At 63.1% G+C, this 14,860-nt stretch carries 13 protein-coding genes and 1 pseudogene; 9 read left to right on the top strand and 5 right to left on the bottom strand.

The genetic code is table 11. The features are described from left to right. Positions 1-174: 174 nt before the first annotated feature. Positions 175-1,266 carry an NADH:flavin oxidoreductase/NADH oxidase gene (locus LUB09_RS05205; RefSeq protein WP_231421847.1) on the bottom strand — a complete coding sequence of 364 codons (1,092 nt, stop codon included), beginning with the start codon at positions 1,264-1,266 and terminating at the stop codon, positions 175-177. 93 nt (positions 1,267-1,359) lie between these two features. On the opposite strand from LUB09_RS05205, the gene LUB09_RS05200 reads away from it, so the two are divergent. Next, positions 1,360-1,659, top strand: coding sequence for an ArsR/SmtB family transcription factor (locus LUB09_RS05200; protein ID WP_209981353.1), 300 nt, complete (start codon positions 1,360-1,362; stop codon positions 1,657-1,659). Between the two features lies 1 nt (position 1,660). Here the strand turns inward: LUB09_RS05200 and LUB09_RS05195 are convergent, their stop codons facing one another. Continuing rightward, a complete protein-coding gene (locus LUB09_RS05195) occupies positions 1,661-2,719 on the bottom strand; it encodes a GGDEF domain-containing protein (RefSeq protein WP_231421846.1) in 1,059 nt (352 codons plus the stop codon). Positions 2,720-2,745: 26 nt separating this feature from the next. Next, positions 2,746-3,582 (bottom strand): hypothetical protein, encoded by an 837-nt coding sequence (locus LUB09_RS05190; protein ID WP_231421845.1) that lies wholly within the window; start codon positions 3,580-3,582, stop codon positions 2,746-2,748. A gap of 262 nt (positions 3,583-3,844) precedes the next feature. Between LUB09_RS05190 and LUB09_RS05185 the strand changes: the two genes are divergently transcribed. From LUB09_RS05185 to LUB09_RS24005, 3 genes and pseudogenes are all read left to right on the top strand, one after another. Then, positions 3,845-4,735, top strand: a complete 891-nt coding sequence (locus tag LUB09_RS05185) for a bestrophin family protein (protein WP_209981346.1) — start codon at positions 3,845-3,847, stop codon at positions 4,733-4,735. Between the two features lie 140 nt (positions 4,736-4,875). Then, positions 4,876-5,958 (top strand): annotated as a pseudogene (locus tag LUB09_RS24010) (HAMP domain-containing protein); the annotation flags it as partial. Between the two features lie 6 nt (positions 5,959-5,964). Beyond that, on the top strand, positions 5,965-6,819 hold the full coding sequence (locus LUB09_RS24005; protein ID WP_373460615.1) for a methyl-accepting chemotaxis protein: 855 nt from the start codon (positions 5,965-5,967) through the stop codon (positions 6,817-6,819). 24 nt (positions 6,820-6,843) lie between these two features. Here LUB09_RS24005 and LUB09_RS05175 read toward each other — a convergent pair whose 3' ends face one another. After that, entirely contained in the window at positions 6,844-7,233 is a 390-nt protein-coding gene (locus LUB09_RS05175) for an MFS transporter (RefSeq protein ID WP_331282153.1), read from the bottom strand. A 204-nt stretch (positions 7,234-7,437) separates the two neighbouring features. On the opposite strand from LUB09_RS05175, the gene LUB09_RS05170 reads away from it, so the two are divergent. The 3 genes from LUB09_RS05170 to LUB09_RS05160 all read left to right on the top strand — a co-directional run bounded on the left by LUB09_RS05170 (position 7,438) and on the right by LUB09_RS05160 (position 12,316). Further along, positions 7,438-9,846, top strand: a complete 2,409-nt coding sequence (locus LUB09_RS05170; RefSeq protein ID WP_209981342.1) for a glucose/quinate/shikimate family membrane-bound PQQ-dependent dehydrogenase — start codon at positions 7,438-7,440, stop codon at positions 9,844-9,846. Between the two features lie 55 nt (positions 9,847-9,901). Then, a complete protein-coding gene (locus LUB09_RS05165; RefSeq protein ID WP_231421842.1) occupies positions 9,902-11,143 on the top strand; it encodes a carbohydrate porin in 1,242 nt (413 codons plus the stop codon). A 96-nt stretch (positions 11,144-11,239) separates the two neighbouring features. Next, a complete protein-coding gene (locus LUB09_RS05160) occupies positions 11,240-12,316 on the top strand; it encodes an aldo/keto reductase (RefSeq protein WP_209981338.1) in 1,077 nt (358 codons plus the stop codon). A 124-nt stretch (positions 12,317-12,440) separates the two neighbouring features. Here LUB09_RS05160 and LUB09_RS05155 read toward each other — a convergent pair whose 3' ends face one another. Beyond that, positions 12,441-12,962 carry a chemotaxis protein CheY gene (locus LUB09_RS05155; RefSeq protein ID WP_209981336.1) on the bottom strand — a complete coding sequence of 174 codons (522 nt, stop codon included), beginning with the start codon at positions 12,960-12,962 and terminating at the stop codon, positions 12,441-12,443. A 214-nt stretch (positions 12,963-13,176) separates the two neighbouring features. On the opposite strand from LUB09_RS05155, the gene LUB09_RS05150 reads away from it, so the two are divergent. Both LUB09_RS05150 and LUB09_RS05145 read left to right on the top strand, forming a co-directional pair. Beyond that, positions 13,177-13,860: a fimbrial biogenesis chaperone gene (locus tag LUB09_RS05150; RefSeq protein WP_231421841.1), complete on the top strand. Its 684-nt coding sequence runs from the start codon at positions 13,177-13,179 to the stop codon at positions 13,858-13,860. A gap of 16 nt (positions 13,861-13,876) precedes the next feature. Next, positions 13,877-14,857 carry a fimbrial protein gene (locus LUB09_RS05145; protein ID WP_231421840.1) on the top strand — a complete coding sequence of 327 codons (981 nt, stop codon included), beginning with the start codon at positions 13,877-13,879 and terminating at the stop codon, positions 14,855-14,857. Positions 14,858-14,860: the final 3 nt, after the last annotated feature.

The raw sequence follows: 14,860 nt of genomic DNA, 5'->3' as shown, positions 1-14,860 counted from the left end.
CACCCTTGCCTCTGGCTAACACTTCCCCTTGCCGGGTGTGTAGAGGACTTTCACCTCCAAGTCACCAGCGTGGCCACCACAGCCAAACTGGTTGCGCTTCGCGCAACGCGCCATGCCTGGCGCACCAAAAAAAAGCCACTCGATCGAGTGGCTCATGCAGCGGTACAGCTCGCCTTAGCGATAGCGCTCCAGCCAATGCGCGTAAGGCGCGGGCAAGGTCCACGAGGCTTTTTCCACACCCAGTTCCTTGGCGGCAAAATACGCCCAGTGCGGGTCGGCCAGGTGCGCGCGGCCTACCGAGACGAGGTCCAGCTGGCCATTTTGCAACGCAGCTTCAGCCAGGTCCGGCGTGCCGAAGCCCCAGGCCGAGGTCACTGGAATACCGGCTTCGCGGCGTACGCGCTCGGCCACCGGCCCAAGGAACGCCGGGCCCCATGGGATGTTGGTGTCAGGAATGGTGAAACTCACGCTGACGCTGAGCAAATCCAGGCCACCGGCCTTGAAGCGGCGGGCCAGCTCGATGGATTCGGTGAGGGTCTGCTCGTCGCGGCCGTCGTATTCGATCACGCCGAAACGCGCGGTCAGCGGCAGGTTTTCCGGCCAGACTTCACGCACGGCGGCCAGGGTTTCAAGGAGGAAACGGCTGCGGTTGTCGAAGCTGCCGCCGTAGGCGTCGGTACGCTGGTTGGAATGCTCGGAGAAGAAGCTCTGGCCCAGATAGCCATGGGCGAAGTGCAGCTCGATCCACTCAAAGCCGGCGTCACGGGCGCGGCGCGCGGCGTCGACGAAGTCCTGCTTGACGCGGGCAATGTCGTCCAGGGTCATGGCGCGCGGAACGTTGGGCAGGTTGGCACCGAAGGCAATCGCCGAAGGCGCGATGGTTTCCCAGCTACGCGGGTCGGAGGGTGGCATGTGGTCATCGCCTTCCCACGGGCGGTTGGCACTGGCCTTGCGGCCGGCGTGGGCGATCTGGATGCCCGGCACGGCACCGGCGGCCTTAATCGCCTTGACCATCGGCACGAAAGCCTGGGCGTGGGCATCGCTCCAGATACCGGCGCAGCCTGGCGTGATGCGCCCTTCCGGTGACACTGCGGTGGCCTCGACCACCAGCAACCCGGCGCCGCCACGGGCCATGCTGGCCAGGTGCACGAGGTGCCAATCATTAACCATGCCGTCATCGGCGCTGTATTGGCACATTGGAGGGATCGCAATGCGGTTGCGCAGTGTCACATCCTTGAGCGTGAACGGTTCGAACAGTGCAGTCATCGGGAAACTCCAGAAGTGAAGTGGGTAATTCGATAGTTCGATGGTAATCGAACTATGGTATTCGGCGCTACCCCCCTGTTATCATCCGCCGCCATGCGAGCCTTCAAACACCCAGCCCTGCAAGACCTCACACTCGAGCGCCTGCTGTATGCCCTGAGTGATCCCGTGCGCCTGGATATCGTGCGCTGCCTGGCCGGCGTGCCGGAGGCCTCCTGCGGCGAACTGGACGGTGGGCGCCCCAAGTCGAGCATGTCCCACCATTTCCGCGTGCTGCGTGACGCCGGGCTGGTGCACACCCGCAGCGTCGGCACCACTCACATGAACTCGCTGCGCCGCGAGGAACTGGAGACGCGCTTTCCCGGGCTGCTGGCGAGCATCCTGGCCCAGGGCTGATTCAGACCCTGGTGGTGACGCGAGTGTCCGCGTCACCGCACTGCTCCCGCACCGGCGCGCCGTCCAGATAGACACAGTCCTTGCCGTTGCGCTTGGCCATATACAGGTTGCGGTCGGCATTCTTGAGCACCGTCGACATGTCCGCTCCCGCCGCGAAGCCGGTCATGCCCGCGCTGCAGGTGTAATGATGGGGCGGCGCAACACTGCAGCGAATGTTGTGCAGCAGGCGCAACGCAAACGCACTGGCCACTGAAGGGTCGTCCCCCACCAGCAATACGCCGAATTCCTCACCGCCGATGCGGCCGAAACTGTGGCTGCCGGGCGTGGCCTTGAGGCAATCGGCCATGGCGCACAAAATCCGGTCGCCGACATCGTGGCCGAACTGGTCGTTCTTGAGCTTGAAACTGTCAATGTCCAGCATCAGGAAATAGCCGCTCTGCCCCGCAGCGATCAACTTGGCGAAACTCTCCATGAGTGCGCGCCGGTTGAGAATGGAGGTGAGGTAGTCCGTCTGCGCCAACACACGAAACTCGCTTTCCACCAGCAGCACGGAACGCAGGTTCTTCAGGTAGGAAAAACTCAGGATGAACCCGATCGACACCGACGCCGCGCAGAAGATGAACAGATAAACCTGCGCGCCCTCGTAGAACGACTCGGAGAGGATCGGCCACATCACCGCCCACACCAGCGCCGCGCAGAGCAAAAAGTCCTGTACCGAGATAAACAGCAGCGCGCTGCTGACCACCAGGGTCACCGCCAGCGGCAAGGCAAACACGCGCAGCTCCAGGTTGGCGCCGATCACATGGAAGAAACCGACGCACAGCAACACCATGTACACCACACCCAGCACACGCCAGACGAAAAAGTTGGTGGCCACACGGTGGTAGCCGCACACCAGCAGCAGCCCCAGCGTGACCAGCCCTTCCGCCATGCCGGCTGTCTTCAGCGGCCCGGCCAGCAACACGCCCAGCCAGGCGATGATGCCGATCAGTTCGGCTTGAGTCACCGCCGGAGACAACAGACGTTGCATGCGCGGCCTGAGTTTCACGTTATTCGGCATCCCTTGACTCTCCGTGCGCTGGCGGTCTATGTGCGGCTGACATGACTCAGTTTAAGACTGTGCAAGCAAGTGGCAAATGAATACGCCATGAATCTTCGGACCAGGTTTATAAAGGACGGCAGTACTTCCAATTGGGTTTTCGAATGCACCTTGAAATACCCCCGATCAGCGCCTTCCTGCACGAGGCGAATAACATGGGTCTTGGACACGGACAGTTGTTCGGCGATAGACAAATAGGAGGACACGCGGAAACTTGCCCCCGAATTATCCGGTGCACAGGCATCGTTATAAATCGCCAGCATCAACATATGCCCGGCATCGCGCTTGACCAGCCAATAACAGTCAGGCAACAACAGATCAATCGACAGGTCATTGCCGAGCAGGGTCGCATAACCCTTGAAATAACGGGACAGGTAAGCGTGATCATCCAACTGCTCCACACCCGCAAAAATGTCCTGTCCGGCGCACATCAGCTGCGTCGGTTCCACCACCGACCTGAGCAGTAACCTGACCTCCTGACAGGCCTGGGGCGACGGGCCGAATACCCGCAGGCGGCTGTCATCCGGGTGCCCCGCCACCTTCATGAACCCCAATGCGCGAAACAGCAGGAATATCGACTCAAGACTGTTCCGGGAAGAAAAACCGCGCGCCACACAAAACTCTTTGACCTCGGACAGTAACGGCACCGGTTTGGAAAAATAGGTGCCGAGCAACGTAAACGACACCATCAAACGGTTGAACTTCAAAGCCGTCTTATAAAAAAATGCTCTTTTTGCATAGGTCTCCAGTAACATCTTGTAATGAATACGCATGCAAGCGTCAAACTCAACATGCTGCTCAAACGCTTGCACCGATTCTTCCATCGCCAACTTCAACGAACTGCCACACATGAGAAAAAGCCCTGATCAAACAACTTGGATGCACTGATCTCAATTGCAGTACCGATAATGGCGTTTTGCCTTGAGCGCAATCTATAGTGATTAAACAAGCGGACCGCGTCGTTACCAAAATTGTTCCGAAACTGCCTAAGTGGCTTAACCGATTCAGTCCCGCGCCGAACCTTCCCCGCACGCTGGCGTCCGAGCTAGAGCATAGTCGCTCACCGCCCCGCCGCGAGGTCCTCATTTGAAAGCCGCCATCCTCAAAAAATACCGCCTGATCATCAAGACCATGGGCTACGTGGGCTGGTCCCTGTTCTGGCTGCTGTTGTGGGATATCGCCGTGACGGTGGACTTCATGCTGTTCCTCAACGCCAAGGTCAACCTGCCGCTGATGCCGCTCACGCTGCTGGGTTCGGCGTTGATCGTGCTGATCAGCTTTCGCAACAGCAGCGCCTACAACCGCTGGTGGGAAGCGCGCACGCTGTGGGGGGCGATGGTCAACAATTCGCGCAGTTTCGCGCGCCAGGTGCTGACCCTGCTTGACGACCCCGGCAGTGACGTGAACCCGATCAAGTCCACCTTGCTGCGCCGGCATGTGGCCTATGTGAACTGCCTGGCCGCTCACCTGCGGGGCAAGCCATGCCCGGATGAGGTCCGTGCGTTTATTCCCGCCGAAGAATTCGCGCGCAATGGCGCCACCAACAACTTTGCCAATGACATTCTCACCGGCTCCGCAGCGATACTGTCGCGCGAATACAAGGCCGGGCACCTGGACAGCATTCGCCTGGCGCGGATCGAATCGACGATGGTCGATCTGTCCAACGCCCAGGGCGGCATGGAGCGCATCGCCAATACGCCACTGCCCTACCCCTATGTGTACTTTCCACGGTTGTTCATCTCGCTGTTCTGCCTGATCGTGCCGGTGGGCCTGGTGGAATCCCTGGGTTGGTTCACACCGCTGGCGTCCACCGTGGTGGGCTTCATGCTGCTGGCCATCGAGCGCATCGGCACCGACCTGCAAAGCCCGTTCCGCTCCAGCGAACACCAGATCCAGATGGAAGCCATCTGCGAAACCATCGAGAAAAACCTGCAATCGATGCGCCGTGACACCCTCGCCGACTCCACCCCCGGCTGATCCACCACTCCTCTCAAGTGAATGCTCCCTCGGTCGATAAACCGGGGGTACGCATGGCAATCTCCCCTCAAAACAAACCATGCGACATTCAGCGCTAGCGTTTCCCCTTGCCAAAACTATAAATATCCGCGGGTGAAGTCATGAATATCAAGCAGAAGCTGACCTGGGCGTTCGCGGCTATCGCGTGCGTGCCGGTGATCCTCGTCGCGGTGTTGGTCGTGCTCAATGTGCGCGAGGGGGCCAAGGCCAATTTCCTCGACAGCAGTGGCCGCGAAATCCGTCAGATCGACAATGGCATGAAGCAGTTTTTCGACGGCATCAGTCAGAACGTCGACTACCTGGCCAAGGACCCACGCATGGTCGCGGCCAAGGATCTCAAGAGCTACGTGGGCGCCGACGCGGCGAAAATCCCGCTGACCCCGACCAATCAGGAACTGCTGGCGATTTTCGACCAGTTCGCCAAAAGCCATGCCAGCACCGCCTACCTGTCTCTGGGCTTGAGCGACGGCGGCTACGCCAGTTGGCCGGATGACCCCAAGATCAGCAACTACGACCCGCGCCTGCGCCCCTGGTACCAGGCCGCCGTCGCCGCGCCAGGCACCACCGTGCGCACGGGCGCCTATTACTGGGCGGCCGACGATGTGACGCTGATCGGCACCGTGCACACCGTCGCCGATGCCGCCGGCAAGATCGTCGGCGTGGTTGGCCTGGATGTGTCGCTCAAGCAGCTCACCGAACTGGTGCGCAACATCAAGCTGGGCGACAGCGGCTACCTGATGCTGGTGGAAGCCAATGGCAACGTGCTGGTCGACCCCAGCGATGCCAAGCACAACTTCAAGCCCCTGGCCGAACTGGGCCCCAACTACGCGCAGCTGTCCAAGCGCGGCGACGGCGTGACTCAGGTCGAGATCGACGGCGTGCCCTACATGGCCAACGTGGTCAGCTCCAAAGACCTGGGCTGGCGCTTTATCGGCCTGATCAAACGTGACGAGGTGATGGCCGACGCCACCCGTCTCACCTGGTTGATCGCCGCCATTGCTGCCGCCCTCGCGATTGTCTTCGCCATCGTCGGCGCCAGTTTCGCCCGGGTGATCGTGCGCCCGATTCGCGGCGTGGCCGATGGCCTGCAGGAAATTGCCGAAGGTGAAGGCGACCTCACGCGCCAGCTCAAGGTGCAGGGCAAGGACGAAACCGCCATTCTCGCCGGCTGGTTCAACCAGTTCCTGGGCATGATCGCGCAGTTGGTGCAGCGCATCGGCAATGCGTCCGCCGACCTGCAAACCGCCGCCGCCGACACCAGCGATGTGGCCAACAACCTGAACCAGGCCGCCGGTCGCCAGCGTGAAGCGGTGGAACTGGTGAGCACCGCGTTCAACGAAATGGTGGCCACCGCCAACGAAGTCGCACGCTCCTGCAGCGCCGCCGCCGCGAGCGCCGACCAGGGCTACCGCGACGTGCACACCGGCGAGCAGCATATCGGCGAAGCCACCGGCAGCGTGCTCAAGCTCAGCGAAGACCTGCAGAAGTCGACCCATACCATGCAGTTGCTGGAGCAGGACAGCCACAACATCAACACCATCCTCGACACCATCCGCTCGATTGCCGAACAGACCAACCTGCTGGCGCTCAACGCCGCCATCGAAGCCGCGCGCGCCGGTGACCAGGGCCGTGGCTTTGCGGTGGTCGCCGACGAAGTCCGCGCCCTCGCGCGCCGCACGGCCGACTCCACCGGCGAAATCGACAGCCTGCTCGGCAACCTCGCCCGCCGCACCCAGGAAGTGACCCAGCAGATGCAGGGCAGCCTGCAGGTGTCACACACCAGCGTGGAGCGCATCCAGCAGGCCCGCGACAGCTTCGACAAGATCCGTGGCTCGGTGGATTCGATCCGCGACCAGAACACCCAGATCGCCACCGCCGCCGAGGAACAGCACCAGGTGGCCGAGGAGATCAACCGCCATATCGCGCAGATCCATGCCGATGCGCAGTTGGTCGAAGGCTTCGCGCATTCGGCGCAGACCGGTTCGGGGCGCTTGACGGATATTTCCGCGCAGCTCAAGGGGCTGGTGGGGCGCTTCAAGTTCTAGCCAGCCAGGGCGGCGGCAAGCGTTTTAGCGCCGCCCTTTCTCGGCCCTTTTGTGCAGCAACCCACTGCATATCTGGTAGGCCCCGAGCAACACCCCCGCCACCAACAGGGTCCATTGCACGTTCAGGGCTGCCGCCAGCAGGCCGGCCAGCAAACCGCCAATCGCTTCAAAGCCGAAACGCATGGCGATATAAAACGCAATGACCCTGCCCCGCAGCGCTTCCGGCGCGGCGCCTTGCAGGGTCATATTGCTGCTGACATTGCTCACCGTGATGCCGAACCCCAGCCCGGCGAGTGCCGCCAGGGTGAACCCCAGCGGCGGGTTGGCCGCCATCGCGCACAGCGACACCGCACACACCACGGTGCCCAGCACAATGATGCGGCTCAGCCGCGAGGCGCTGCCGGCAAAGGCCAGGAAAATCGTCGCACCGCCGCTCCCACAGGGGAGCTGCGCTTAACTGACTGGCATTGGGGCTTGCCACAGTGATGGCCTCACCCCCCCCTCTCAATTGACTGTGGCAGTCTCGGTAACAGTCTATTGCGAGACTGTAATGTACTAACCGGTTACTTATGTTGCTAAAATCCGGTCTTTGCCCTCTCTCAATCGAGTCCTTTCGACATGAAACGAGCACCGCGCGCCGCTGGCGTCTCTAGATTCTTCCTGCTGGGCCTGGGCGTGATCATCGCCCTGCTCGGCCTTGCGCTTGCCGTCGGCGGCGCCAAACTGGTCAGCCTGGGTGGCTCCTGGTACTTCCTGATCGGCGGCGTGGCCATGGCGATTGCCGGGCTGTTGATCGCCAAACGCAAAGCGGCGGGCGCGTGGCTGTTCGGCGCGTTCCTCGTCGGCACGGCGATCTGGGCGGTGGCGGACGTGGGCCTGGTGTTCTGGCCACTGTTCTCGCGGCTGTTCATGTTCGCAGCCATTGGCCTGGTGGTGGCGCTGGTATACCCGCTGCTGGTCGGCCGGCCTGCGCGTGGCGCGTATGGCGTGGCGGCTGTGCTGGCGGTGGGCGTGGCTGTGGCGGCGGGCAATATGTTTGTCGCCCATCCGAGCGTTGCCCCTACCGGCGCCGGTCCTGGCGTCACGCCGGTGACTGCAGCCGATGCGCAGAAAGACTGGGCCCACTACGGCAACACCGAAGGCGGCAGCCGCTTCGCCGCGCTGGACCAGATCAACCGTGACAGCGTCGACAAGCTCAAAGTGGCCTGGACCTACCGCACCGGTGACGTGGCCATCAGCGACGGTAACGGCGCCGAAGACCAGCTCACGCCGCTGCAGATCGGCAACAAGGTGTTCATCTGCACGCCGCACAACAACCTGATCGCACTGGATGCCGACACCGGCAAGGAATTGTGGAAGAACGAGGTCAACGCCCAGTCGGCGGTGTGGCAGCGTTGCCGTGGCATGGCGTATTTCGACGCCACCGCGCCGCTCAAGCAGCCCACCCAACCGGGCAGCTCGCCGGTCATCGCCGCCAGCGTACCCGCCGGTGCGCAGTGCCAGCGCCGTCTGCTGACCAACACCATCGACGCACGCCTGATTGCCGTGGACGCCGACACCGGCCAGTTCTGCGAAGACTTCGGCACCCATGGCCAGGTCGACCTCAAGGCGGGCCTGGGCAATGTGCCGGACAGCTACTACCAACTGTCCTCGGCGCCGTTGATCGCTGGCACCACCGTGGTGGTGGGCGGCCGCGTGGCGGACAACGTGCAGACCGACATGCCGGGCGGCGTGATCCGTGGTTTTGATGTGATCAGCGGCCAGATGCGCTGGGCCTTCGACCCGGGCAACCCCGAAGACAAGCAGGCGCCGGCTGCTGGCAGCACCTACGTGCGCAGCACGCCCAACAGCTGGGCGCCGATGTCCTACGACCCGCTGATGAACACGGTCTTCCTGCCCATGGGCAGCTCGTCCACCGACATCTACGGCGTGGAGCGCACTGCGCTCAATCACAAGTACGGCGCCTCGGTGCTGGCGCTGGACGCCTCCACCGGCGCGGAAAAATGGGTGTACCAGACCGTCCATAACGACCTGTGGGACTTCGACCTGCCAATGCAGCCGAGCCTGATCGACTTCACCCCACCGGGCAGCGACAAAGCCGTGCCGGCAGTCGTGATCGGCACCAAGGCCGGGCAGATCTACGTGCTTGACCGCGCCACCGGCAAACCGCTCACCGATGTGCAGGAAGTGCCGGTCAAGGCCGCCAACATTCCCAACGAGCCCTACGCGAAAACCCAGCCTAAATCCGTCGGCATGCCGCAGATCGGCGCGCAAACCCTCAGCGAATCGGACATGTGGGGCGCCACGCCGTACGACCAGTTGCTGTGCCGCATCGACTTCAAGGGCATGCGCTACGACGGCCTCTACACCGCACCGGGCACCGACAAATCCCTGAGCTTCCCGGGTTCGCTCGGCGGCATGAACTGGGGCAGTCTCTCCACCGACCCGGTGCACGGCTTTATCTTCGTCAACGACATGCGCCTGGGCCTGTGGATCCAGATGGTGCCGTCGCAGAACAAGGCGCTGGCCGCCTCCGGTGGTGAAGCACTGAACACCGGCATGGGCGCCGTGCCGCTCAAGGGCACGCCGTATGCGGTGAACAAGAACCGCTTCCTGTCGGTGGCCGGCATTCCGTGCCAGGCGCCGCCGTTCGGCACCCTCACCGCGATTGACATGAAGACGCAAAAAATCGCCTGGCAAGTGCCGGTCGGCACGGTGGAAGACACCGGCCCTCTGGGCATCCGCATGCACCTGCCGATCAAGATCGGCCTGCCCACCCTGGGCGGCACCCTGTCGACCCAGGGCGGCCTGATCTTCATCGCCGGCACCCAGGACTTCTACCTGCGCGCCTTCAACAGCGGCAACGGTGACGAAGTGTGGAAAGCCCGCCTGCCCGTGGGCAGCCAGGGCGGCCCGATGACCTACGTCTCGCCCAAAACCGGCAAGCAGTACATCGTGGTCACCGCTGGCGGCGCTCGCCAGTCCACCGACCGTGGCGACTACGTGATCGCCTACGCCCTGCCATAACCCTGCGCGCGCGGTGTCCCTCGCGGCACCGCGCCTTCTGTCTGGAAGTCCCCCCATGACTGCATTTTTTTCCGACCCCCGACTCGGCGGCCTGCTGCTGGGCCTGACATTTGCCACCGCACTGCCCGCATACGCCGACAACACCACCCTCACCGGCGACTGGGGCGGCCTGCGCCGTGAACTGGAAGCGCAAGGTATCCGCTTCACCGGCGACTACAGCGGCGAGACCGCCTACAACGCCAAGGGCGGCACGCACCGTTCGGCGCGCTACTCGCAAAACCTCAAGCTCGGCGTGCAGTTCGATCTCGGCAAGCTCTACGGTCTGAGCAACAACGACCGTATTCAACTGACCGTCAATGACCGCCGTGGCAACAGCGCCTCCGAGGACCTGGTGGGCAACCGCCTGCCGATCCAGGAAAACTACGGCGGCCTCTACACCCGGCTCACCGAATTGAGTTACGAACGCACGCTGTTCACCCAGGCGCTGAACGTCAAGCTCGGCTACATGGCCATGGGCAACGACCTCGGCGGCCTGGACAGCGGCATCCTGTGCAACTTCATGAACGCCGGACTCTGCGGCCACCCGCTGAACATGTCCGGCGGCAGTGGCTGGACCAACTACCCGAATGCGCGTCTGGGCGTGCGGCTCAAATACGACTTTTCCCCGGCCTGGCAACTGCGGGTGGCGGCGTTCAACGTCGACCCGGACAGCAACGGCAACGCCAGCCGCGCCTGGCACCTGGGGCCCAAACGCACCACCGGCACCGTCGTGCCGGTCGAGCTGGTGTACAAACACGCAGGCGCCCTGCCCGGCGAATACAAGCTCGGTTACTACCACGACAGCTCCGAGGTGAAACGCATCGGCAGCGACCGGCAGGTCAGCGGCCGCAGCGGTCACTACCTGTTGATGGATCAGGCGGTGTGGGCCAGCGACGTGAGCAAGGGCCGCAGCCTGCATGTGTTCGGTCAGTACTCGGCGGCCAGCGAAGCGGCCTCGCCGTTCAGCAAGTGGTACGGCACCGGTGTGGTGCTGTACCAGCCGTTCACCGGCAGGCCGCGCGATACCCTCGCCCTCGGTTACGGGCGCGCCGTGCCAAACCCGCGCAGTCGGGTCGGCGCCGGCTTTGACGGACTGGACAGCGCCGAACAACTGATCGAACTCAGCTACGGCTACCAGGCCACGCCGTGGCTGAGCCTGCGCCCGGATGTGCAATACATCATCGAGCCAGGCGCGTTTACCGGCGAACACATCGACAACGCCCTGCTGCTGGGGCTGCAGGTCAAGGCGGTGTTCTAGCCAGCAACAGCTCGGCGTTTTTTCAGGTAAAAAAATTCAAACTATCGCGCCCTGTGTCGTTCACAACCCTACGTTCAATGTGAAACAGGAGGCGACATGCAGTATCGACAACTGGGCCATTCGGGCTTGTTGGTATCCGAAATCGTCCTGGGCACCGTGCCCTTCGGCGGGCGCGCCGAGTTCGAAAAATGCGGCGCGGTGGATGTGCCCCAGGCCAGGCGCATGTTTGATATCGCGTTCGAAGCGGGCGTGAACATGGTCGACACCGCCGACCTGTATTCCCACGGTCTGGCCGAGGAAGTGGTCGGCAAGGCCCTGGGCGACAAGCGCCACGACATCCTGCTGGCCACCAAGGGCCGCAGCCCCGTGGACGACAACCCGAACAACTCCGGCTCCTCGCGCTACCACCTGATTCGCGCCTGCGAAGCCAGCCTCAAGCGCCTGGGCACCGACCACATCGACCTGTATCAACTGCACAACTGGGACGGCCTGACGCCGATCGAGGAAACCCTCGAAGCCCTGCGCCTGCTGGTGGGTTCGGGCAAGATCCGCTACTTCGGCACCAGCAACTTCACCGCCTGGCAAATGATGAAAGCCCTGGGCAAGGCCGAGTTGCATGGCATGCTCAAGCCCATCACCCAGCAGATCTACTACACCCCGGAATCCCGCGAGGCCGAGTACGAACTGCTGCCGCTCGCGCTGGACCAGAACATCGGCACCCTGGTGTGGGGCCCGATGGGCGAAGGCCTGCTGACCGGTTCCACCCGACGCGGGCAAAAGCCGCCGGCCAACACGCGCCAGGGCAGCGACTGGCCGGAACCCTACGTGCATGACCAGGAACGCGCGCTGGACATCATCGAGACCCTCGCCGCCGTCGGTGACGAGCACGGCGTATCGGTGGCACGCACCTGCCTGGCCTGGCTCAAGGACCGTCCGGGGATCACCTCGCTGATCATCGGCGCCCGCACCGAGGAGCACCTGCGCGACAACCTGGCCGCCACCGAGCTGAAACTCACCGAGGAACAGTCATCGCGCATCGAGGCCGTCACGCGGCGCCAGCCGTTGTATCCGTACTGGCACCGCTTCACCGCCGGGATCGATCGCTTTGACCCGGCCGAGCAGCCGTTCCTGGCGGAGCATCGCAAGACCATGGACGCGCGCAAGGACAAGTAGCGCTTTCGAAGCCTATCAATCCCGCCAGGCGCCGCCACACCTGTCGTGGCGAGCGGGCTTGCCACAACCGTGTGACGGTCTGGATAGCGGCCCCCAACAGTGCGGTTACCTGAAATAGCTGCCCTCAGCCTTTGGGCGATAACCCCACCGCGCACGCCACCACCGCCGCATCGCCCTTGAACGGTGTGCGCGGCAAGGCAGCAGGTGGGCTCGGCCGTGTGTCAACCGCGCGCAAGGTTGGCCGCTCGACAAGCGGCAGGCTGTGCGTCGGGTCGACAATCTCCATGCAACAGCGCAGCGAGTTGAAGTCCGGCGATTGCGACAGGGCGAGGTGAAGGGTCTGGCTCACCGACACCGACATCATCGAGGGCTGTGCGCATTGCCCGTCGTAGATCAGCGTGTGGCGGATCAAGGGGTTGTCGTGGCAGTACTTCAACAGGTTGATCTGCCGCGAATGCACCAGCGCCGTATTGATGATCAACAGGTCGAACGCCACACCGCCCGCGCGCGTCAACGCCTGCAGCTCATCGAACGAACTCAGCGGGGCGATACGGTGATAGCCCAGCTGGTTGAGCATTTTCTCGATCTTGATCCGAGGCAGCAGCTCGGCATCGGCAATCACAAGGCGTAAGGCTTTATTGGGCATAGGGTAAACCTGACAGTTGGGCATCAACGTCGATCATTCAACGTCGACCACGTTAACCGTCACGGGTCAGACCTGACTTTAAGGCGATTCTGAAACGGCACAGCGCGGGCGCGCCCAAGGCAAGTGCTTTTAAGAATCGCCTCAAAGCCATCGCGCCGCCCTCTCCTTACCATGGCCTGCGTTCCCCTACGCTTCCATGGATGTTCCCGTGCTCATGTTCCTACTCAGAATGCTGCTTCTGGCCGGTGCGCTGCTGGCCCTCGCGCCACCGCCCGCGCATGCGGCGCTGAAAATCGAAGGCACGCGCCTGATCTATTTCGGCCAGGACAGGGACGCCAGCATCAGTGTGGTCAACCAGGCCAACCGTGAAATGGTGGTGCAAACCTGGATCACCGGCGACGCTCCCGACGACCGCACGGTGCTGTTCGCCGCGACCGAACCTTTGGTAAAGCTGGGCGCCGGCGAGCATCACAAGCTGCGCATTCTGTACGCCGGCGAAGGTCTGCCCAGCGACCGTGAATCGCTGCTGTGGCTCAACATCATGGAAATCCCTCGGAAACCGGAAAGCCCCAACGCCGTGCAGTTCGCGATTCGCCAGCGGCTCAAGCTGCTCTATCGGCCGCCCACGCTCAAGGGCGGTTCAGCCGAGGCGCTGCCACAGTTGATATGGCGCAGTGACGGCGGGCAAAGCGTTACGGTGAGCAACCCCAGCGCGTTTCACCTGTCGCTGGTGGACGTGCACACCGACACCCAGGTGCTCAGCGACTACCTGCTGCTCAAACCCCGCGAGAGCAAAACCCTGGCCGCACCGCGCCCCTTGTCCGCAGGCGCCACCCTGCACTTCACCAACATCAACGATATCGGCTTGCAGACCCGCCACAGCGCGGCGCTCAAGTAACCAACACGAGGCCCCCATGTCACTTATCAAACGCTGCCTGCCGCTGCTGCTGTGGGCCTGCGCCGTATTGCCTGCCACCAGCCATGCGCTGGCGTGCCGCGAGGACGGCACCGACTCGATCATCACCCAGGAAGCGCTGGGCACCGCGCTGGCGGTGGCCGCCGACGCGCCCAACGGCACCATTATCTGGGAGTCCGGGCCACGTTCCACCAACGTGATCTGCAAGGACGATTACCGCGTTGGCCGCGAGCTGGTGTATTTCTACGTCAACCCGGCAAACGTCAGCATCGGCAAGGGGATTCGCGTGGGCATCCGTTATAACAACCAGCCGATCACCCAAAGCAGCGGCAAGGTCAGCACCGGGTTCTATTCCGACCGTGGCTGCACGTCCAATTGCATCGGCTGGGACAAGGCGCGCTTCACCCTCAACTTCAGCGTGTTCATCGAAAAATACGACCCCACGCCCCCCAGCGGCCAGGCGAGCACCCTCACGTCCTATCGCGTGTTTCAACTGGACGGCGTGCAGGGGCTCAACTCTCGGCCCAACAGCAACTTCAACTACGTGGTCACCGGCATGAACGACATCCGCTTCGTGCCCTGCACCCCCGACCTGACCATCACCCCCAGCGTGGTCACCTTCCCCACGCCCTCGCGCCAGGCGGCCATCGGCGAAGTCGCCAGCAGCGCCAACTTCAGCCTGAACCTGCGCAAGGGTTGCGACACCCCCTACACCGTCAGCGCGCGCTTCGCCAGCACGGCGGGCGGCGGCAGCGTGATCAACGGCCTGCTGGTGCCGGACAACAACCGTTCGTTGGGCATCTCGCTGTCACGCGCCGAGAGCCAGCAGCCGCTGGCGTTCAATACCTGGTTCACCCTGCAGCAGTTGATGGGCCTGGGCCAGAGCCACGATGAATTTCGCGCCGATCTGAAATGGCGCTCCCTGCCGATTCCCGGCCCGTTCGAGGGCGCCGTGGTGGTGGATATGTACTACAAGTAGCCG

This window comes from Pseudomonas sp. Leaf59, from assembly GCF_920984685.1.
Classification (GTDB): domain Bacteria; phylum Pseudomonadota; class Gammaproteobacteria; order Pseudomonadales; family Pseudomonadaceae; genus Aquipseudomonas.
The sequence above is the reverse complement of the archived record's forward strand: the minus strand, read 5'-3'. Positions and strand labels throughout refer to the sequence as shown.